At 43.7% G+C, this 19264-nt stretch carries 20 protein-coding genes and 1 tRNA gene; 14 read left to right on the forward strand and 7 right to left on the reverse strand.

What is annotated here, in order from left to right; translation table 11 throughout:
- Nucleotides 1–145 precede the first annotated feature (145 nt).
- The 7 genes from KB186_RS21790 to KB186_RS21815 all read left to right on the forward strand — a co-directional run bounded on the left by KB186_RS21790 (nucleotide 146) and on the right by KB186_RS21815 (nucleotide 8496).
- Nucleotides 146–1663 carry a YcdB/YcdC domain-containing protein gene (locus tag KB186_RS21790; RefSeq protein WP_221868204.1) on the forward strand — a complete coding sequence of 506 codons (1518 nt, stop codon included), beginning with the start codon at nucleotides 146–148 and terminating at the stop codon, nucleotides 1661–1663.
- Between the two features lie 53 nt (nucleotides 1664–1716).
- Nucleotides 1717–2253: an RNA polymerase sigma factor gene (locus tag KB186_RS21795; protein WP_173612151.1), complete on the forward strand. Its 537-nt coding sequence runs from the start codon at nucleotides 1717–1719 to the stop codon at nucleotides 2251–2253.
- Nucleotides 2240–3892, forward strand: coding sequence for a YcdB/YcdC domain-containing protein (locus KB186_RS21800; RefSeq protein WP_232774362.1), 1653 nt, complete (start codon nucleotides 2240–2242; stop codon nucleotides 3890–3892). Before KB186_RS21795 ends, KB186_RS21800 begins: the two co-directional genes overlap by 14 nt.
- Nucleotides 3893–3990: 98 nt before the next feature.
- A tRNA-Arg gene (locus KB186_RS21805) sits at nucleotides 3991–4067 on the forward strand.
- A 623-nt stretch (nucleotides 4068–4690) separates the two neighbouring features.
- Complete coding sequence (locus tag KB186_RS28490; RefSeq protein ID WP_370646712.1) at nucleotides 4691–5029, forward strand: tyrosine-type recombinase/integrase; 339 nt, start codon at nucleotides 4691–4693, stop codon at nucleotides 5027–5029.
- A 654-nt stretch (nucleotides 5030–5683) separates the two neighbouring features.
- Nucleotides 5684–7567: a GmrSD restriction endonuclease domain-containing protein gene (locus tag KB186_RS21810; RefSeq protein WP_232774363.1), complete on the forward strand. Its 1884-nt coding sequence runs from the start codon at nucleotides 5684–5686 to the stop codon at nucleotides 7565–7567.
- 389 nt (nucleotides 7568–7956) lie between these two features.
- Nucleotides 7957–8496, forward strand: coding sequence for a hypothetical protein (locus KB186_RS21815; RefSeq protein ID WP_370646710.1), 540 nt, complete (start codon nucleotides 7957–7959; stop codon nucleotides 8494–8496).
- 38 nt (nucleotides 8497–8534) lie between these two features.
- On the opposite strand, the gene KB186_RS21820 is transcribed toward KB186_RS21815, so the two are convergent.
- Nucleotides 8535–8960, reverse strand: a complete 426-nt coding sequence (locus tag KB186_RS21820; RefSeq protein ID WP_173612147.1) for a DUF7832 domain-containing protein — start codon at nucleotides 8958–8960, stop codon at nucleotides 8535–8537.
- 187 nt (nucleotides 8961–9147) lie between these two features.
- Here KB186_RS21820 and KB186_RS21825 point away from each other — a divergent pair, with 187 nt between their 5' ends.
- The 3 genes from KB186_RS21825 (at nucleotide 9148) to KB186_RS21835 (ending at nucleotide 12536) form a co-directional block, all read left to right on the forward strand.
- On the forward strand, nucleotides 9148–10785 hold the full coding sequence (locus KB186_RS21825) for a hypothetical protein (protein ID WP_232774364.1): 1638 nt from the start codon (nucleotides 9148–9150) through the stop codon (nucleotides 10783–10785).
- A gap of 21 nt (nucleotides 10786–10806) precedes the next feature.
- Entirely contained in the window at nucleotides 10807–11214 is a 408-nt protein-coding gene (locus KB186_RS21830; RefSeq protein WP_232774365.1) for a RidA family protein, read from the forward strand.
- Nucleotides 11215–11354: 140 nt separating this feature from the next.
- Entirely contained in the window at nucleotides 11355–12536 is a 1182-nt protein-coding gene (locus KB186_RS21835; RefSeq protein WP_221868209.1) for a NupC/NupG family nucleoside CNT transporter, read from the forward strand.
- A gap of 70 nt (nucleotides 12537–12606) precedes the next feature.
- Here KB186_RS21835 and KB186_RS21840 read toward each other — a convergent pair whose 3' ends face one another.
- Nucleotides 12607–12786, reverse strand: a complete 180-nt coding sequence (locus KB186_RS21840; RefSeq protein WP_173612073.1) for a hypothetical protein — start codon at nucleotides 12784–12786, stop codon at nucleotides 12607–12609.
- A gap of 90 nt (nucleotides 12787–12876) precedes the next feature.
- Between KB186_RS21840 and KB186_RS21845 the strand changes: the two genes are divergently transcribed.
- Complete coding sequence (locus KB186_RS21845) at nucleotides 12877–13485, forward strand: hypothetical protein (protein ID WP_173612144.1); 609 nt, start codon at nucleotides 12877–12879, stop codon at nucleotides 13483–13485.
- Nucleotides 13486–13552: 67 nt separating this feature from the next.
- On the opposite strand, the gene KB186_RS21850 is transcribed toward KB186_RS21845, so the two are convergent.
- Entirely contained in the window at nucleotides 13553–13963 is a 411-nt protein-coding gene (locus KB186_RS21850) for a DoxX family protein (RefSeq protein ID WP_173612143.1), read from the reverse strand.
- 196 nt (nucleotides 13964–14159) lie between these two features.
- Here KB186_RS21850 and KB186_RS21855 point away from each other — a divergent pair, with 196 nt between their 5' ends.
- The gene (locus KB186_RS21855) at nucleotides 14160–14507 is read left to right on the forward strand and encodes a winged helix-turn-helix transcriptional regulator (RefSeq protein ID WP_106656985.1); all 348 of its coding nucleotides are present in this window, start codon (nucleotides 14160–14162) and stop codon (nucleotides 14505–14507) included.
- A gap of 100 nt (nucleotides 14508–14607) precedes the next feature.
- Here the strand turns inward: KB186_RS21855 and KB186_RS21860 are convergent, their stop codons facing one another.
- Entirely contained in the window at nucleotides 14608–14964 is a 357-nt protein-coding gene (locus KB186_RS21860; protein ID WP_229087872.1) for a helix-turn-helix domain-containing protein, read from the reverse strand.
- Between the two features lie 166 nt (nucleotides 14965–15130).
- On the opposite strand from KB186_RS21860, the gene KB186_RS21865 reads away from it, so the two are divergent.
- The gene (locus KB186_RS21865; protein WP_173612140.1) at nucleotides 15131–15343 is read left to right on the forward strand and encodes a helix-turn-helix domain-containing protein; all 213 of its coding nucleotides are present in this window, start codon (nucleotides 15131–15133) and stop codon (nucleotides 15341–15343) included.
- A 24-nt stretch (nucleotides 15344–15367) separates the two neighbouring features.
- Complete coding sequence (locus tag KB186_RS21870) at nucleotides 15368–15619, forward strand: hypothetical protein (protein WP_221868211.1); 252 nt, start codon at nucleotides 15368–15370, stop codon at nucleotides 15617–15619.
- A gap of 18 nt (nucleotides 15620–15637) precedes the next feature.
- Here KB186_RS21870 and nagE read toward each other — a convergent pair whose 3' ends face one another.
- The 3 genes from nagE to KB186_RS21885 all read right to left on the reverse strand — a co-directional run bounded on the left by nagE (nucleotide 15638) and on the right by KB186_RS21885 (nucleotide 19240).
- Nucleotides 15638–17077, reverse strand: coding sequence for an N-acetylglucosamine-specific PTS transporter subunit IIBC (nagE, locus tag KB186_RS21875; RefSeq protein WP_173612139.1), 1440 nt, complete (start codon nucleotides 17075–17077; stop codon nucleotides 15638–15640).
- A 152-nt stretch (nucleotides 17078–17229) separates the two neighbouring features.
- The gene (gene ptsP / locus KB186_RS21880; RefSeq protein ID WP_232774366.1) at nucleotides 17230–18942 is read right to left on the reverse strand and encodes a phosphoenolpyruvate--protein phosphotransferase; all 1713 of its coding nucleotides are present in this window, start codon (nucleotides 18940–18942) and stop codon (nucleotides 17230–17232) included.
- A gap of 40 nt (nucleotides 18943–18982) precedes the next feature.
- Nucleotides 18983–19240 carry an HPr family phosphocarrier protein gene (locus tag KB186_RS21885; protein WP_221868213.1) on the reverse strand — a complete coding sequence of 86 codons (258 nt, stop codon included), beginning with the start codon at nucleotides 19238–19240 and terminating at the stop codon, nucleotides 18983–18985.
- Between the last annotated feature and the right edge of the window lie 24 nt (nucleotides 19241–19264).

Genomic DNA, 19264 nt, shown 5'->3' on the forward strand with positions numbered 1-19264 from the left:
TTTTTTAGTTCTGTCTGCTTGACAGGGGTAAGACCACCGCAGCAGGGTTTTTATGCTTTTTCTGGAAAGTGTAACCTTTTGTTCGTTTCTACGAATAAGTCAATGTACACAAACATCCAAGTAACCAATACAAAGGAGAGAACCTATGAAGAAAACAATTTCGCAAGCTGTATGTCTGATGGGAGCCATGTGTGTCCTGGCCTCCACACCTGTAGCTTTAGCCACCCAAGGAGAGTACCAGCAAGCAACGTTATCAGCAGGAAATCAAGCAAGTGTAGCGGATGATGTCATGAAAACAGTAGACGAAGCTCTGGTCAAAGCGGGGAAACTATTGCCGTATCTCAAGGAGTTTACGTTCAAGACGGTAACGCTTGATAAAAAGAGACCGAACATTATCTTTGTTCAGCTGAGAAAAGAAAAAGACCAAAATGAGCCGAGAGTAGACATCGAATTTGAAGCGAAAACCGGGAAATTAATAAGTTTCAGGCTAGCAGCAGAGGAACCGGAAGATGAAAAGAAACCGACCTGGCAGGAGTCCAAAGAAAAGGCAACCGCTTTTCTAAAAGAGTGGTACGGTCCAGATATGGATGGTTATCAGCTTAATCAGCTCTTCACTGAAGAGGGTGGATACGGTATTGTGTTTTCCAAATCCGTAAATGGTTTACTCTATCCGAATTTGAGTACACGCCTAGAGTTGAATGCTAAAGGTGAGGTTGTCTCCGGCGGACCAAATGGGGGCTTTCCCTATGAGATCCCTTCAATCGAAAAGACCTCTTTCCCCGATCCCAAAGAAGCATTGGCAAAGGAACAAATGACAAAAACAGTAGCTTCCCACATGAAATTGTCCTATTGGGCCGATCGGAAGCTGCTTGCGTATGAGCCCATGTTTTCCGGATATCTGGATGCAACGACAGGGAAGTCCTTGTACGTGTCGGAACAGAAGTACTACCTGCCCGGAGAAATCGTGAAAGTTGCGCCGAAAACGAATAAACTGACAGCCAAAACGAAAGAGGAAGTGTCCTCATATGTGAAACAGGAATTTAACGTAGACATAAAAGCAGAGGAATGGAAGGAAGAGAGTTTTCCGAAAACGGGGATCAAGGTATTTACATGGAAAGAAGAAACTGACGATGAAACGGTAGTAACTGTTGTGGAGAAAACAGGAGAGATTCTGTCTTTTTCTAAAGAAGTGACAATCATAAAGAAAGATAGTAAGACGAGGGAAGAAGCACGCGCGCTAGCAATCAAGGAAATGGAAAAATACCTACCCATTGATACGAAAGAAATGATGGAAATCGGTAATTCAAAGCATATCAAAGGCGAAGAAGATGGGAGCTTCGAATTTGAGTTCGTCAAGGTGCATCAGGGGATACCCGTACGGGACAGAAGCTTCTATGTCTACATCGTTAACGGAAAGGTCATGAGATTAGACACGGCTAGCAAAGCGAAATTCACCGAACAGTTACCTGATTTGAAGGCTGGGATAACGGCGGAACAGGCTGCGCAGGAATTCCTCAAGCAATTTCAACTGGAGTATTTTTATCCTGAAAATAACGGGAATAAGGCACTTTTGGTATACAAACTGGCCACAGTTTATCAAACGGTAAATGAACAAATTGATGCGTTAACGGGAAAGATTGTTCAGGAGGATGAGGACCAATAAGCCGATTGATCCTGACCAAGGGATAGAAGACACACGGGGAAAGGAGGGCGCGCATGTATGACGACCTCAATGAGAAAATGGGGAGCATCTATGAACAGCACTACATGGCTGTTTACTGCTTCTTGCTGCATTTCACGGGCAATCAGAATGAAACCGAAGATTTGACACAAGAGGTGTTTACCCGTGTCGTGAAAGCATTGCCGACTTACGACGGACGAGTAGCAGTAAAGACTTGGCTATTCTCCATCGCAAAGCATATTGCTATCGACCATTATCGCAAGCAGAAGCTGTATGAGTTGGTTTCTGAAAACTGGCTGATGCGGCTAACAGCAAAGCAAGGGATACCAGAAGTAGAGCTGGATAACAAGGAAGAAATGCGGGAGATCAAGGATGCGTTGCAAAGACTGAAACCATCTTATCGTATGGTCGTCATCTTGCGCAGTGTGGAAGGGTACAGCATCAGGGAGACGGCGGAACTTCTGGCTATTTCGGAGGCCAAGGTCAAGGTGGTTTATCATCGGGCGCTGAAAAAGCTTCAGCACTTCCTGAAGGATTCGGTGAAAGGGGGGATTCCACATGAGCTGGCATGAAGAAGAGCTGGAAAAACAACTGAGACGGCTAAAGGAAACGGAATCGCCACCTCGCCCGGAATACGTCAGGGAGACTCAACGGCGTTTACAATTACGTACAAATCAACTGAAGCGTCGTTTGCATTTTCAACGTGTGGCAAATCGGGTTGCTGGCGTTGCAGCAATTGTTTTGTTGGGAGGATGGGCGTCCACAGAGAGTGGGCAGCAGAGTCTTCAAACTCTTTGGGAGCATACAATGAAGCACGAGCAACCATCTGCAACCATTGTTCCTGCACCCACTCCGGAATCCATAAAACCGCCGCCGCTTCCTCCTTCAGCAAGCACGCCAAGAGAGAATAAAGTCGTGAATCGTCCTCCCGAAATGAATCGGTCAGAGACGACTACTGTACGTACAGAGCACAAAAAACAGCCAGAAAAGGCTTTACCACCAGTAGCTACCTCCCCGCTCAAGCAGACTGATGCCGTGACCGATCCAATCTCAATCCCTCCCTTGGTGAAAAAAGCACAAACATACATGCTGGAGTTGTTGGGAGAACAGGGAAAGGATTACCGATATAATCCTGCCCAGTCTGATCTAAAACGAGGAACCATTGGGTTTAGTCGGGTTGTTCATGGCATACCTTTTTATGAAGCAAGCTACACTGTTAAAATGAATGACGATCAGGTATCCAATTTTCAAATCCTTCAGGACTCCGATCAACTTCATTCTCTTGCGCAGATTCCCAAACCAACGGCCGTACTATCCAAAGAAAAGGCGGAAGAAGCGCTTGCTTCGACATTGCGGTTGGTTTACCGGGAAAACGAAGGGGAAGTAGCTTCCTTACACTACGAGACTGACATTTCTGGGTTCATTGATGCCAATACAGGAGCTTTGGTCAATAGCAAAGGCGTTCCCATACAGAGAGATGAGGGAAAACGCATCATACAAATAGTTGCTGAAGGGAGAACGTTAAAAGCTGGTTCAAGTGAAGAGACGCTTTCCTTGCTCGCAAAGGAATTCGGTTTGCCAGTTGCTGTGGACAATTGGCAAGGGACGACATCTGTAGGGAGAGACGGGATACGGGAGTACCAGTGGGAAGAGAAAGAAAAAGAACTGACGGCTCGGGTACATGAAAATGGGCAATTGCTATCTTATCGGTTGAATAACAAACAAGAGGCAAGGTCCTCTTTTAGCAAAAATCGGGAACCTTCGCCGGAAGCCTTGTTGCAGCCTGCGATTGAGCATTTGCAGCGTTACTTGGACAAGACAATCGAAGAGATGGAGCTGACAGGCATCAGCAGAGAAGCAGCAGAGGTTCGCTTTCGATTTACCAAGCTGTATCAGGGCATTCCCGTAGTGGATCGCTCCTATGAAGTGATTGTGGATACGAACACAGGAGAAGTTGTCGGCATGTCAGGTGCATTTGGACAGGGGGCCACGAGCTTTCCCGATCCTGCAAAGGTGATTTCCAAGCAAGCTGCTGAGGCAACACTAAGAAGAAATCACCCTCTGGAGCTTACGTATATTTTGACGGGTAAAAAGGATACATTTGACAAGCAAGCGCTTCTTGTCTACCGTGTGTACAAAGAAAAAGGAATCGAAACATCCATTGATGCGATCACCGGAGCTGTACTGGAACGGGCACAGGAAGAATCATGATCAAATGACAAATAAATAAAGGAGGACCGGGCATGGTCACCCTGGTCCTCAATTGCCAAAATCGAGCGATTTCACTATAATGGAAGTGAATGTAAAATGTCCCCGTAGCTCAGCAGGATAGAGCGTCAGTTTCCTAAACTGTAGGTCGGAGGTTCGAATCCTCTCGGGGACGCCATAACTTCTTAAACCTTGTTATTGCAAGGTTTTTAGTTTTTTTACAGGGCAAATCGGACTCACAGTTTCTTCTGGGAAAATGGGTAGACTGTTGTTCCAAACCTTGCGAGACTTTTGCTCCTCCCTACACAGAACCGCTTCCTCCACAGTCATCTTAGGAGGACATGAAGATGGCAACTGTAAAAAGCACAGAAGGTTGTAAAGGAAAACGTATTGTACTTGGACGGAATGAATCGTCTGCAGAGCGTCCGATAACTACTCCGTTTCAAATGAGCATCGCAGAAGCATTTAAGCTATTCGTAAGTGAAAGAAGCAGAAAATGTAAAACCTCGAACAAAAGCGGAATACCATGTTCAGTTTGGATACTTCCAAGAATGGCTGAATGCGAACAATTCAAATCTTCTACATGTGCAAGACATTAGCCCTACAATCATCCCCTCATACATCAATTACTTGTCATATGAAAAGGTTCGCTATGAAGGCGTTGACTACAGAGTTAACAATGATGTAAGTGGATTATCTCCGTATACAGTCAATATTCGCATACGATTTCTGAAAGTTTGGTTCAGCGTTCTAGTCAAAGAGGAGGTACTTGTAAAAAGTCCTACGAGTAGCATCAAATTGATGAAGGTCGAATTAGATACAAAGCAAACTTTGAGCGAAGAAGAAATCCAGCTTCTATTGCAACAACCAAATCAAAGATCATACGCTCGGTTTAGGGACTACGTAATGATTTTGCTATTCGTAGATAGCGGAATGAGGGTGCAAGAGGTATGTTCTTTGGATATATTGGATATTGATTTCATTTCTCGCTGCATCAATTTGCCCGCAATTAAGAATAAAAATCGCAAAAATCGAATTATTCCTCTGTCAAACGAAGTAAGCCGAAGACTCCATGAATTGTATAACGAAACTAAGCTGCACTTTGACACCAAAGCCGTATTTGTCAGCAATTTTGGTTAACGATTAACCACAGATGGTATTCGCACGAATCTACGCAAGTATGTAAAACGAGCAGGGATTAATAGATCAATTTCTTTTCGTATCGTAGATTTTTCGCCAAACAATCTGCGTTAAATGGTATGGACATTTTCTCATTTCAAAGGATTCTCGGACACGCCGATATTACGACAACACATCTTTACGTACAAATGGACAGGGATGATTTGATTTACCAACATAATCAATTCAGTCCATTAGGCAATGTTATTCAAAACAGAAAAGCACTGCTCCCCATTAGAAAAAGATCAGGACCATAATAATACTTTTTGAAAAAATTGGGATAGAGTTGATTGGATTAAAATGAGACGGTCATTGAGATAAGTGCCTACGGCAGAATGTTATCCTGAAGGTTGCATAGAAAATATGAGAGCCTTACCTAATTTGATAGGCTCTCACTTCCGTTTATATTTCTAAACCATTATATAAACACTCATCCCCTTTCGTATCGCCATCGAAAGATGTTGAGTCTCTGCTTGTAAGTGATCTTGCGAACTAATTCGCCTCAGTATCAAGTCAGACTGTTAAATCATCCCGGGGTGCATCGCAACTCAAAAAAGTGTCAAATTTCATTTGAATATTATTTTCAGAATGAGTGCAATAATGGGAGTGAAATTTATGGGAGCTATAAATAATATCGTAGTAAACAGAACTATGACACCTGACGAAAGGCAGGCTTATAAAAACTTAAAAGATTATGATGGTGGAGAATATAAAGTAAAAAGTATAGAGAGGATTACAGAAGTATTATCGAAAGACTTTAAATATCCAATTAAGCAAAATAGGGTTCTAGAATCCAATCAAGATGAAATTGATGATTTTTTAAATTATGCACAATTGGTAAACTTTAGGCACGCTGACTTTCACCCTGGATTATTTGTAGATAAGAACTCCTATGAATCCTCTTATGCAAAGAAGGTCTATTTCAGTTCTGAGTTAGAATTTATTATTGAATTATTTATTTCACATCATAATATCCATGGGTTTGCAGATGGTAATAAAAGAACGGCATTAAATGTATTGATTGATTTAACAAATAAATTAACCAAGTTTTATTTGAAAGATATATTGTTGATTCAGGATGCTCAAATCCTTTATCTAGAGAAAAGGCTTACAAAACAAGAGTTTTTGATACTAATATATAATGAGGTGAAAGTAAAATTGTCTATTTCAACGATGAAATGTAATTTAGAACACTTGATTCCAAGAAGAAACATAGAAGAGAATGATAATAATCAGATAGCTTTACAGTCTGATAGACGAAGTGGATTTAATTTAACAGAATTAGAAAAAGGTCAGTTTTTCTACGATCAATTGAGAAAACCTGTATTTCAACGAGATACTAATCAATGGACCGTAGAACGTTTAGAAAAATTGATAATAACATTTTTAGATGATGGCTTAATACCTGCAATAATACTATGGGAGAGTTCAGACGGAGAAATATACGTTATTGATGGTTCTCACAGAATAAGTTCTCTAATAGCATGGGTTAATTCCGATTATGGAAAAGAAAACCAATTATCTGATAGTAACCATAATGCAATCGAAGAATATATTAATGATAAAGTCGGTAGCTACAACGAAATAAAAGCATCAAAAGAAGAAAAGTACAAGCAAGTAAAACAAATTATTGCCAAAAGATCAATAGCTGTTCAATGGGTAACAGGGAATTATGAAAAGGTTAAGGAATCATTTATAAGAATTAATGAGCAAGGTGTCGTGATTTCCGAAGATGAAAAAGAGCTGATTGAAAATGATAGCTTAGATACATCTAAATTAAGTAGGGCAATTCTGTCTCATGGACTTGGACAAACTTCCAGAGATCAAAGCGAGAAAAGTCTAGAACTTTTTAACAGGCTTTTTATTCCTTATTTTTCTTTCCACTTAAAAAACTTTCCACTCGCTGGTTCGTTAAATGAAGACTTCGTAATATCAAGAATATATAATTTTGTGAAGATAGTTGATAATGGTGAGAAATTGGGATTGAAGGATTTGGAAGAAAAAGCACTGAATGTACTGCGCTTTGTTCAAGATGAACTTAATATTAATCAGCAAGTTTATTTTTATGGCGCCACACAAAAATTTAAAACTAATTCATTCTATGGTTTTATGCGATTTATGATTTTATTAATCGAGAAACAGGATTTGTTAAGTCAATTTGTTAATAATCGAAGAAAATTTGAGGATTATCTAGTAGAAAATGAAAGACATGTACAAGAAATAGCCAGGAAGAAAAGACAAGCAAAGAAAGCGTATGATGAAGTTGCAGATTATTATAAGGCTGTTTTAGAAGCTTGTAGTAATGAAGAATTTATGAATATTCAGTTGAGATTTCCATATATAGATTTTAGGGAAAATAAACATGTTTCGACTAAGGGGCAAAATATTTTAAGAAAGTATGAAGATAATATTTCGAAAATCCCACGATGTGTAAGATGCGGTGGATTTATTGATGGAAGAGAAGATGAAACCAAGTTACATTCCATATGCACAAAATAAAACTTTGATGATTCTCGTTCTACTCAATTTTATTCTAATGATTGAAAACAGTGGCTCTAAGGTTGGCAAACCGCTCTATTCGTCCTCAAACTAACGGGAAACGAGAGTTCAATGAACCGCTCAACAAGAGCGGTTTTTCTTTTGGTCGAAACTTAACATCAAGCGAGAACTGATTTGCCCTGTACGTCCATAAAGGTACACCTTTTTGGAATCAATAATCAGTGTCCATAAAACATTGATTTCGTATTTAATGAACGTCCATAAATGTTCATAATACATGGCATCTTGAACATTTTATGCATCCCCCCTCATCTTTTATTTGGAAAATACTGAGACATAGATCATGTCTCACACGTATAACTTGTAGCAAAAAACGATGGAGATAAGGGGTGTTTCCTTTGAAAAAAGTGGTCGTAAGCATGGTATTGGCTATTTTCTTTAGTGGTTGCAGCTCAGACGCGGTCGTACAAAATCCGACTGCTACGCCACCTCCAAAAGAGGTAACGAACACTGGCACAGACCAGAAACAATCCGTAGACAGCTCTTCAAGCTTTGACAAAATTGCGGGCTATTTGCAAGAAGAGAGCAACAAAGCTTTCTCCTCCCACTATGAGCTGCTCGAGTTTACCCTGTCAGATTATGAAGAGAAAACCGTTGACGGAAAAGTAGAAGCGACATTCGGATATCAAGTGAAATACAAAAACTTTGAGAAAGACCCTGACACCGTGGACTACATCAAAGCGGCAAAAGAAAAGAACGATCCCAACTACCAACAGCTGTATGATGAATATTTGCAGCCCAAGGACATGAATTTTCATTTGAAAGCGGTAATTGAAGATTCGGACTCCATATCGCTTTACACCAATGTGAGTCCAAAAGGAGTTCAATGGGAAAAGGCAGTTATGTCTGATTTCATCCTGAAGAAGTAAAATAGCGACTTGATTGTAGGCCGCGTACTCACGCGGTCTTATTCATTTTTCTCGCACCAGTACTCGTACTCATTGTCGATCCAATTTTTGATATGATCATAATTCTCCCAAGTATCTTCCACGTGATACACACTTGGCTCGCAATCAAACGCTTCTAGATAATGATACCGATACTCCCCCGTATCGAAATCGAAGTAAAACATCGCGAACTGGTTTCCTTCTTCATTCAACATGTCTTTTGCAAATACCCCACCCGTCTTCTCATAAACTTCAGGACCAGTAATCTGCCTTTGTTTAAAATCAGCGATTAGGTTTTCGAAACTCTTTTTAAAATCCTCGCTAACCATATCCTTTTCAATCAACCAGCCAATGAAAAAGCCTGTATGTACGTATGCCTGTTTTTGAGGAAGGTCCTCCTCAAAGTTTTCGTAATGATATTTCGCTTTATCGTATACCGTTGTCATTAGCAAAACCTCTCTTTCTATTTCCCTATTTCCCAAAAATTATACAGGATAGATTTTTTGGTAAAAAGCAATAAGAGGGTGAAGAAGGAAGGGTAGGAATTTTGTAGCATTTTCATGATACGAGGTGGTAGTATTTAACTGTTAGAAAGAGAGAACCATTGATTGGTTCATAGAGGGGTCATATTTCATGCGGAACTTGCTTGCCTATTTTCTTAGCGCTGTAATGATTAGTCTAGTTATCCTTCCAGTAGAACCTGCGTCATCTAGAGGCTCAAGTTCATCTAGCTCCAGTAGTTCAGGCAGAAGCTCGGGGTCGTCTAGTACCAGCTCCTATTCGTCCGGCAAAAGTTCAGGGTCATCTAGTACCAGCTCCTATTCATCGGGCAGAAGCTCGGGATCATCTAGTACAGGCTCATCCTCCTCAAGCAAAAGCTCATATTCTTCAGGAAAAAGCTCAGCCTCAACCAGTAAAAGCTCAAGCTCCACGATAAAAAGGGCCAAACCGTCAAGCGGTTTCCAATCATCCAAGCCGGTTAAAATCAAGAAGCATGACGATGACGACGATGATGAAGAGCAATTCGAGGAAGAAGAGGCTAGTCAAGAAGAGGAGACGAGCGAAGAAGCCGCTGCGGAAGAGGAAAGAATCAAACGGGACGAAATCTTATTTCAAATTGATGGAGGTATTGGACCATACCATTTACGACCCAATCAATTTTATCAAACTACGATATGGGGGGAATCCACTCATGACGGTTCCCTATACTTTACCGTACATAATAACGGACAGATAGAAGAGGTAGATGAGAGTGAGATAAATGGGTCAACAGTATTTAACATCCCATACAATTTCGATCCAACACCATTTGAAAAAGAGTTTTATCTTCATAACCTACCAACGGATCAAATCTATGTGACATCCTTTCAATATCAGGATATTTACTTGTTTTTGCGCTCGGATGGTACCATTCAATGGCTCCCCAAATATGAAGCCATTGAGACAAACCTTCCCATCATAGAAGCAGAAGAGGTACTGCTGTCAGAGCAGACACTTGAAATGCATAGCAACGAAATGGCCTTGCATCATTTCCCGAAAAACAAAGTCTATCGGAAGAATATCAATAAGATTCCGAGGTATTTTCTGTTTAACAATGAAGAAAATGTTCAGTTAATAGGAAAAACAGAAAGTAAGAACTATGAAGTTTTGGAATATGACCAAATGATTGATCCGACTGCTGCTGATCTTCTGGATGAGATAGAAGAAAAAATCCAAAATTCAGGGGTCCCCACAGGATTCATATACCAGCTCACAGTAAATAACGTTCCGCGAAATTTTATTTACGATGGAAGCCGTTCCGTTGGGTTTGTGAAGGATCTATCTTCTGTTAAAGAAGACTATAAGGTTCGCGACTTCGAACAGGTTGTCCAAAAGATACGGAAAGAAAAACAGGAGGAAGAGAAAAGGCAATCCATCTGGAAGCTGTATTTGATTACAGCCGGTGCGATCATGCTCGGTATTTTTCCTTTATCCTATTGGTATATGACCAGAAGAAGAAAGAAGAAGAAGCAAACCCCTAACAAGATCATTACGAAAAACACGAAAAGTACGAGAAAGAAAAAGAATGTAGAGCCCATAAAGCCTGTAAAGCCAGAAAGAACACCAATTCAACAACCCCTACCCAAAAAGAAAGAAATAAGAGTAGAAGAAAAAAAGAAGAATGACGGCGGACTTTTTCAGCAATTTGAAGCCGCAAACAAAAAAGAACAGCCAAGAAGCTCTGGAAGCGGACTATTTAATCAATTTAATTCCTCCAATAGAAATCAGTAAAAAAGCAAGGAGCGTGTCGTGATGCAAAATGATAAGCGAATCAAATTCATTAACCCTGAAACAATGCCACCTACGTTTGGCTATACCCATGCGGTAGAGGTTCGGAACGCCCGGACGATTTACGTATCGGGTCAGGTGGCTCTCAACAAAGAAGGCCAGGTGGTCGGCACAGGTGATTTAGCGGCACAGACCAAGCAAGTTTTCGCAAATATCCAATTCGCGTTAGAAGCGGCAGGAGTCAGCTTTGATCATGTAGTGAAATTGACTTTTTTCGTGACCGACATCTCCAAGATTCACATTGTCCGAGAGATTCGAGATCAGTACGTGAATACAGAAACCCCGCCAGTGAGCTCTGCAGTTGAAGTGAGCAGACTCATCAGGGACGAGCTGCTAATTGAGATTGAGGCCATCGCCGTGGCAGATGTATAGTTGTTCCATCCCCCTTCTGTTCGATTATTCATCGTTCAGGAGGGTTTTTTTATGCTCTTTTGGGAAGATTATGGAGCAAGACAAGCAGATCGGTAATAGTACGTGTCGGCTCTAAATCTTTTGCTATTGGAGTTGGTTGCATGAATTATATCATCGCAGGAATAGGTTTGATTACCGTATTTTTGCTTGCTTGGCTGGCAAGTAGTGATAAAAAGCACATTCGGTATCGTCCTATCCTTATCATGATTCTGATTCAGATCGTGTTTGGCTTGCTGCTGTTGCGAACCAGTATTGGACTTATTTTCATATCAGGCATTGCCAGCAGTTTTTCCATACTCCTGAAGTATGCCTACGAGGGGATTAATTTTGTTTTCGGTGGCATTGCGAATCCGGGTGCGACGCCGTTTTTCTTGCAAGTTTTGCTACCGATTGTTTTCATATCTGCACTGATTGGCATTTTGCAGTACACGAGGATCCTCCCATTATTCATTCAGTATGTAGGGCTCGTATTGAGCAAAGTGAATGGCATGGGAAAATTGGAGTCGTATAATGCGATTGCCTCGGCGATTGTCGGGCAATCCGAAGTGTTTATTACGGTGAAAAAACAGCTCGGTGCCATTCCGGAAAACAGGTTGTACACGCTGTGCGCCTCTGCAATGTCCACCGTGTCTATGTCGATCGTGGGCTCCTTCATGACCATGCTCAAACCGGAGTATGTGGTAGCTGCATTGGTACTCAACTTATTTGGTGGTTTTATCATTGCTTCCATTATTACGCCGTATGAAGTAAAGCCGGAAGATGATTTGCTCGATCAAGAAAAAGAAGAGAAACAGGCCTTCTTTGAAATGCTCGGAGAGTACATTCTGGATGGGTTTAAAGTAGCCGTGGTCGTGGCCGCGATGTTGCTCGGATTTATTGCACTCATTGCGATGGTGAACGGGTTATTCAGTGCAGTATTCGGTATTTCGTTCCAAGCGTTATTAGGGTACGTCTTTGCCCCGCTCGCCTTTCTTATGGGGGTTCCCTGGCACGAAGCTGTACAAGCAGGAAGTATCATGGCCACCAAAATAGTAGCGAACGAGTTTGTCGCCATTCTCGACTTTACGAAGATTCAAGGTCAGTTGAGCGAAAGAACAATTGCCATCGTGTCTGTGTTTTTGATCTCGTTCGCGAACTTTGGCTCGATCGGGACGATTGTTGGCGCGGTAAAAGGTTTGAATGAAAGACAAGGAAATGTCGTCGCCCGGTTTGGATTGAGGCTGTTATATGGGGCAACACTTGTCAGCATTTTGTCAGGAATTATCATCAGCATTGTGGTGTGAAGGGGGACCCTTTTTGGGGTCTTTTTTGTTAGGTTCGGTCTGGTAACCAAATGATGGTAAGCTGCGTCTATCAATTGAGATATTCGTCTTTGTTTCTCGGATCGTATCCTTCATTAAAGGAATGGGAATCACGATTGTTACGCTCTATGAGGATTCTCTGCTTCCGGCGCTTGGCAATCCAATCGATGATGGCTCCAATCAGCAAGAGACCTCCGAAAATAAATACGACGAGTAACCAGAGTGGCATCATACAACACCTCACTTTTTACTAAAAGATACGTCATACCCGTGATGAAGTTGCGATGAAACCATTCAAGAGGAAGAAAAGGAGCGAATTCGGATGAGAAAATGGGTGTGTATGACCGTAATGGCAGGCTTGATTGCAGGAGGCTGTTCACCTGACACGAACGTATCAACAGATACAAAACCACAGCCTGTAACCGAGCAGAAGCAAGAGGCGGGAAACAGCGGTGGCGACCAAAAGCAAGAGAAGCAAACCGCTACCGCACGTCAAATGATTCTCAATGAGCAATTTTTGCAGCTGCTCGCCAAAAACGAAATCAGTGGATTCGATATCCACATCGGGATGAAGCGGGATGAAGTTTCTGCGCTATACGGCAAGGTAACGAAACAGGATTATTGGGATGGCGGGCGCTATGAAGTCTTTGAGAAGCTAGAGACGGCACTCATTTATTTTGATGGGCAAGATCGCGTATATGGAATTGATTTGGCCGGCCTTCATCTTAATGAAACGAATCTGGACACAATCCGTAAAAATCTGGGAGCGCCTGTCAGTGAAGAGAAGAGTATGGCCGATCAGGATTATGTCATGTTTTTTGAAGCGGGAGATAACTCCGTATTTATTAGTGCAAAGGACGAGAAATCACCAGCAGATAAAATAAGGATCATCAATAAAAAAATGATCGAGGAATCACCGCAAAAAGAATAAAAAAAGCCAAGTCAGAAGGGGCTCAAATGTGACCTTCAGGCTTGGCTTTTATATGTGAAACAATGGATTATTCAACCGATCTTTTTCCAAACAGGATAGTGTCCAGTGCGAACTTGGTGCTGCCACTAATTCCAAGAGAAACCAACATCGCAAGCAAGGCCAGATCCAATTCATAACCAGCCCCACCTTCACCGCCCAGGAAGCCGACAGCGAGCTTGGCTGTAAAGATTGCACCAATCATGACAACAGACAACGCACCTGCGAACACGCGAGTACCCAGACCAAGAATCAAGGCAATACCGCCTACTACCTCCAAGAAGGTTACGAGGTAAGCAATGAATGCAGGGAGTCCCATGGTCCCGAAGAAACCAGCGACATTCTCCAGCCCCATTTGGAATTTGGCCACTCCGTGAATGGCAAAAGTAAGTCCAGCTATCACACGTAGAATAAGTGCGCTCCATTCAAAACGATTAGACATGTATGAATCCCTCCGAAATTTAAATGCGTAACAAAGTTACTTTTCGTTAGTAAGTATACAATAATAAATTCCTAAGTCAAGTGATTCAATAAAATCCCAACAGTTGGCAAGTGTATTTTTCAAGGGTGATTCGCATCATTGGTTTTGATGGATTGAACAAAGAGCGGTATACTGGAAGGAGAATGAGGTGATACCTATGAAACAGTCTACCCTCTGTCCCAAGTTCGAAAAAGGTATGCAGTTGTTGGGGAAGCGATGGACAGGTCTAATCCTATACCAGTTGTTGTCGGGACCACAGCGATTTTGTGCATTGGAAGGGGCCCTGCCAGTAAGCGGAAGGCTACTTTCTGAGCGTTTGAAGGATTTGGAGAAGGAAGGACTCGTGCATCGGCAGGTGTTTACTGATTCTGCTCCTGTCCGCGTAGAGTATTCCTTAACGGAGATGGGGAAAGCTCTGACTCCAGTGCTCAAGGGAATTGAGTCTTGGTCGCAGAGCTGGATCGAGTTGAATGCAGACGAAATGGCTAACGACAGCGAAGAATAACACAGCCTATATAAAAAAAGCATCAGGAGAGTACGCCTGACGCTTGCCACGATGAAAACCCCTGGAGACAGGGGTTTTTCTGTTATTCGTTAATGAATCTTCAAGAAGGGTCTTCGTTCTTTTCCTGCAAAGCCTTCCATTTTAAAAATTCAATATGGCGCTTGACCTCAATCAGATCTTTCTCTGTCAGGCCATCGACATCCAAAAAGGTCGCTGGTGTTTCCCGGACAGAACCGCGTTTCCAAGATGGTTCTTCCGTGCGACCGTGGAGAAAATCGGTGGATACTTCAAATAAATCTGCGACTTTGGAAATCAGATGAAAATCGACGCCCTTCTTTTCGCCTGACTCGATCCTCGAAAGTACCGTATTATGTATGCCCAGCTTTTCAGCTAATTGAAGTTGTGACCATTGTTTTTGTTCGCGCAGCCATTTTATGCGTTGACCAACTATGGACATCGTGAGACCACCTTTATCGTTTTGGCAATTCCATTCTAACAATTTTCCATTACGGAAAAAACAAGATTGCTAATATGACAAAATCTGTATTGACTTTGCTAAAATTGAAAGGATATGATGTAACTATAAATATTTGCCATTTTTGCAAATCAGGAGGGGATAACTGGTGGAACGGCTCAACCTCCCGTTTATCGCGCAACGACGTAATGAGTGCAAGCTGACCTTGCAAGAAATGGCGGAAGCACTCGGGTTTCGAAATGCTTCGACATACTTGAAGTACGAGAAGGGAGAATATGACTTCAAGGCCAATCATTTGCCAGTGTTGGCTAAAAAACTACGATGCAGCATGCTTGATCTTTTTATCCGAATTGTTTGCTGATTTGGCAAAAAGGGGTGGGATGGGTTGAACGCTTGGGAGGCAAATAGAAGGCAGCTGGAAATATGGAGAAAGACCGTCGCTTACGAAATTGAAATGATGGCGCCACAGAGTATGCCGGCTTGCGAGGGATTTCTCGAGCGCTTGGTCATGTTTGAAAAGGAGTTGGAAAACAACGCGCGATGCCCATATAGTACGACACATGATGGGAATGATGCCGGGTCGCGTCCGTTACCCATTCAGGAAACAGAAAAAAGCCCGGTACGGATTTCACCGTGACCGGGCTTTCGTTTTCCTTTATAGCTTGGTTATCTCTTCTTTTAGCAGCTCTGAATGGGTTCCGAAGACGACTTGCACGCTTCCTTGACCCAGTCGCATAACACCTGCTGCACCGAGGTCCTTTAAGGCTTTGTCATTGACCTTCTTGTCGTCCTTCAAGACGAGACGCAAACGAGTGATGCAGGCGTCTACGCTAACGACGTTTTCTTTTCCACCAATGTGAGTGAGCACTTGGATCGCTTTATCCTGCATCGAATTGTTCCTTCCCGTAGCTGTAGTTGTCATTTCTTCATCATCCTCACGTCCCGGTGTCTTGAGGTTCAGCTTCACAATCAGGAAACGGAACAGGACGTAGTAGACCACGGCGAATGCCAGACCAATCGGGATGATCATCCAGGCATTCGTAGAGAGGTGGTAGTTGATACCGTAGTCGATCAGACCCGCTGAAAATCCAAAGCCGTGCTTGATGCCGAGAGAGGTCACGATATACCCGGACACACCCGTCAATATCGCGTGGACAAAATACAGGAGTGGGGCAGCGAACATAAACGCAAATTCCACTACCTCAGTAATCCCGGTCAGGAACGAAGCGAGAGCCGCACCAATAAACATAGAAGCAACTACTTTGCGTTTTTCAGGACGCGCTGAGTGAATAATAGCGAATGCCGCTCCAGGAAGTGCGAACATCATGATCGGATAGAAACCAGTCATAAACATTCCTGCTGACGGGTCTCCCGCAAAGAAACGATGCAGGTCGCCGTGTACCACTTTTCCTGTCGCATCGGTAAAGTCACCGATTTGGAACCAGGCAATCGCATTGAGTACGTGGTGCAGACCAAATGGAACGAGCAATCGGTTGAAGAATCCGAACAAGAAAGAACCTGTTGCGCCGAGACCTACGATCCAAGAGCCCAATGAGTCAAGGGCAATCTGGATCGGTCCCCAAATAATCCCAAAAATCAAGCCGATGACAACCATGGAGAGAGAAGTGACGATCGGGACGAAGCGTTTTCCACCGAAGAAGCCCAGCCATTCTGGCAGCTTGATTGAATGGTAGCGGTTGTAGAAAAATGCTGCAATACCACCGGCCATAATACCGCCGATGACACCCATGTTCAGTTTTAAATCATCCGCGATGAAAGGCATGGCAGCAGGAACAGCAGCAAGTACTTTCGTCAATACGACGTAGGCAATGACAGCGGCTAAAGCAGCAACAGCATCTCCAGCCAAGCCAATGGCAACACCGACAGCAAAGATTAATGCCAGGTTGTCAAAAATAGCTGCACCGCCAGCAGCCAAAAGCGGAGCGATGTACGAGTCCATGAAGGCACCAAAGGCACCGAGATTGAGGTCCTTCTCGAATTTGAGAAGACCAAAGCTTTGCAAAATCGCTGCGGCTGGCAACGTTGCGACTGGGAGCATCAGGGCTCTCCCAATCTTTTGCAGAAAAGCGAGCATAGGATAAAACCTCCTTGGAATGGGATGAATTTATCAGGGAAGCCGCTCTCCGGATAAATGCAAAATGATGAGGGCACAAGGAATAAACCGGAGAGAGACCATTCTGATCGATATATTGGAAGCGCTTACACTACTCGGGCGACAAAACCTTTCTATAAGGCTTTGTCTTTCAGATACTGAACGACCTCGTCTACAGTAGAGAGTGTAAGGACGTGTTCAGCCAATCTTTTCGCTTCCTCTAAGCTGGTGGAGCGGATGCGTTCTTTGACTTTTGGCATGACCGAAGCGGCACCGCTGAACTCATCGAGCCCCAATCCGAGCAAGAGCTTGGTTGCCAACGGATCTCCCGCCATTTCCCCACACAGCCCGGTCCAAATACCTGCCCGATGGGAAGCTTCGATAACTTGGGAAATCAGTCGTAATACGGCTGGATGGTAGTAGCTGTACAGCTCGGCGATATTGGCATTCATCCGGTCTACTGCCAGCGTGTATTGAACGAGATCATTGGTGCCGATGCTGAAAAAGTCTACCTCTTTCGAAAACGCATCTGCTTGCAGGCAAGCGCCTGGAATCTCCATCATCATGCCTACGGCGATTTTCTCGTCAAAAGCGATCCCTTCTGCTCGCAGCTCTGCTTTTGCTTGCTCCAGCAATCGTTTGGCTTCACGCAGTTGCTCCATATGGGAAATCATCGGGAACATAATCAGCAGGCGACCGAATGCACTGGCACGCAAGAGTGCGCGTAATTGCACCAGGAACAATTCCGGTCTGGCTAAGGAGATGCGCATGGCGCGGAAGCCAAGGAACGGGTTTTCCTCCTGCGGAAGCGCGAGTGCTGGCAAATGCTTGTCGCCGCCAACATCCAAGGTACGAATGATGACCGGCTTGTCGCCAAAAGCAACGGCTACATGCTTGTATGCAGCAAATTGTTCGGCCTCATCGGGAAGGGTGGTGCGATCCATGAACAAAAACTCGGAGCGGAATAACCCGATTCCTGCTACACCAGATGCGATCAGTGCATCAGATTCTTCTGGCACAGCCATGTTTGCCATCAGGTGAACACGATGTCCATCGGTGGTTTCGGCAGGCAGTTCCTTTATGGCTTCGTACAATTGGCGCTCCTTTTCTTCCTGCGCGGCTTTTTCCTGATAGGCAGCCAGTGTATCCGCATCAGGCGAAACAATCAGCTGTCCAGAGGTTCCATCGATAATCAGCAAACTTCCGGAGTCTACTTTTTCCATCAAGGTATCGCCTGCACCCATGACAGCGGGAATTCCGAGAGAGCGTGCCAATATGGCTGCATGAGAGGTAGCGCCACCTTTTGCCGTAACAATTCCTCGTACATGCTGGAGTGGAAGCTGAAGCGTCTCGGATGGGGTGACGTCCCATGCAACCAGGATAAAAGGCTCTTCCGGGTAGGAGATGACGGTGTCACCACCCGAAATATTTCGAATCAGACGGCGGCTCACATCACGAATATCATCCGCGCGCTCTTTCATGTAGGCATCGTCCATACTCTCAAAGAGGGCAATGAATTGATCGGCTACTTGCGAGACGGCGGTAGATGCCGCCAGTTGTTGATTTTCAATGAGCGCACTCATCTCCCCGACAAATGCCGGGTCATCCAGAAAGGCAATATGAGCAGAGAGGATCGCCGCTTTTTCCGAACCTAATTGTTCCTCTGTCTGTTCCTTTAGCTTTTCCAGTTGTTCGCGTGCTTGCTCTACGCTTTTGCTAAGTAGTCCTAGCTCCTGAGCTGCATCCACTGGAGTGGTGGACTCTGCCTGCGTGATGGCAGTTTCGTGTGTGAGGCGTAAAACAGGGGCAATCGAAATGCCAGCGGAAACCGGGATTCCTTTTAACATACGTCCTTCACCTTCCTGTCCGTCGTTTACACGGTATGATTTACGAGGATTGCTCCAATAGCTGCTGAATCGCAGTGGCTACGTTTTGTTCATCCGCTCCATCGATCTGAACGGTCAGGGTGTCACCTTGGGTGACACCCAGTGTCATGATGCCGAGAATGCTTTTGCCATCTGCGTGTTTTGTCCCTTTGCTCAGCGTAATCTTTGACTGAGATTGCGACGAACAATTCACGAGTAGAGCTGCTGGCCTCGCGTGGAGCCCGCCCTCTACATTGACGGTTACTTCAAATTGAACCATGTTGTACCTCTACCTCCCTCAACC

Source organism: Brevibacillus sp. AF8 (genome assembly GCF_021270385.1).
GTDB lineage: Bacteria > Bacillota > Bacilli > Brevibacillales > Brevibacillaceae > Brevibacillus.

Bases quoted from the DNA above. Each gene is read 5' to 3' on its own strand.
- KB186_RS21790 (WP_221868204.1), top strand. From the start codon at position 146: ATGAAGAAAACAATTTCGCAAGCTGTATGTCTGATGGGAGCCATGTGT.
- KB186_RS21795 (WP_173612151.1), top strand. From the start codon at position 1,717: ATGTATGACGACCTCAATGAGAAAATGGGGAGCATCTATGAACAGCAC.
- KB186_RS21800 (WP_232774362.1), top strand. From the start codon at position 2,240: ATGAGCTGGCATGAAGAAGAGCTGGAAAAACAACTGAGACGGCTAAAG.
- KB186_RS28490 (WP_370646712.1), top strand. From the start codon at position 4,691: ATGAAGGTCGAATTAGATACAAAGCAAACTTTGAGCGAAGAAGAAATC.
- KB186_RS21810 (WP_232774363.1), top strand. From the start codon at position 5,684: ATGGGAGCTATAAATAATATCGTAGTAAACAGAACTATGACACCTGAC.
- KB186_RS21820 (WP_173612147.1), bottom strand. From the start codon at position 8,960: ATGACAACGGTATACGATAAAGCGAAATATCATTACGAAAACTTTGAG.
- KB186_RS21825 (WP_232774364.1), top strand. From the start codon at position 9,148: ATGCGGAACTTGCTTGCCTATTTTCTTAGCGCTGTAATGATTAGTCTA.
- KB186_RS21830 (WP_232774365.1), top strand. From the start codon at position 10,807: ATGCAAAATGATAAGCGAATCAAATTCATTAACCCTGAAACAATGCCA.
- KB186_RS21835 (WP_221868209.1), top strand. From the start codon at position 11,355: ATGAATTATATCATCGCAGGAATAGGTTTGATTACCGTATTTTTGCTT.
- KB186_RS21840 (WP_173612073.1), bottom strand. From the start codon at position 12,786: ATGATGCCACTCTGGTTACTCGTCGTATTTATTTTCGGAGGTCTCTTG.
- KB186_RS21845 (WP_173612144.1), top strand. From the start codon at position 12,877: ATGAGAAAATGGGTGTGTATGACCGTAATGGCAGGCTTGATTGCAGGA.
- KB186_RS21850 (WP_173612143.1), bottom strand. From the start codon at position 13,963: ATGTCTAATCGTTTTGAATGGAGCGCACTTATTCTACGTGTGATAGCT.
- KB186_RS21855 (WP_106656985.1), top strand. From the start codon at position 14,160: ATGAAACAGTCTACCCTCTGTCCCAAGTTCGAAAAAGGTATGCAGTTG.
- KB186_RS21860 (WP_229087872.1), bottom strand. From the start codon at position 14,964: ATGTCCATAGTTGGTCAACGCATAAAATGGCTGCGCGAACAAAAACAA.
- nagE (WP_173612139.1), bottom strand. From the start codon at position 17,077: ATGCTCGCTTTTCTGCAAAAGATTGGGAGAGCCCTGATGCTCCCAGTC.
- ptsP (WP_232774366.1), bottom strand. From the start codon at position 18,942: ATGTTAAAAGGAATCCCGGTTTCCGCTGGCATTTCGATTGCCCCTGTT.
- KB186_RS21885 (WP_221868213.1), bottom strand. From the start codon at position 19,240: ATGGTTCAATTTGAAGTAACCGTCAATGTAGAGGGCGGGCTCCACGCG.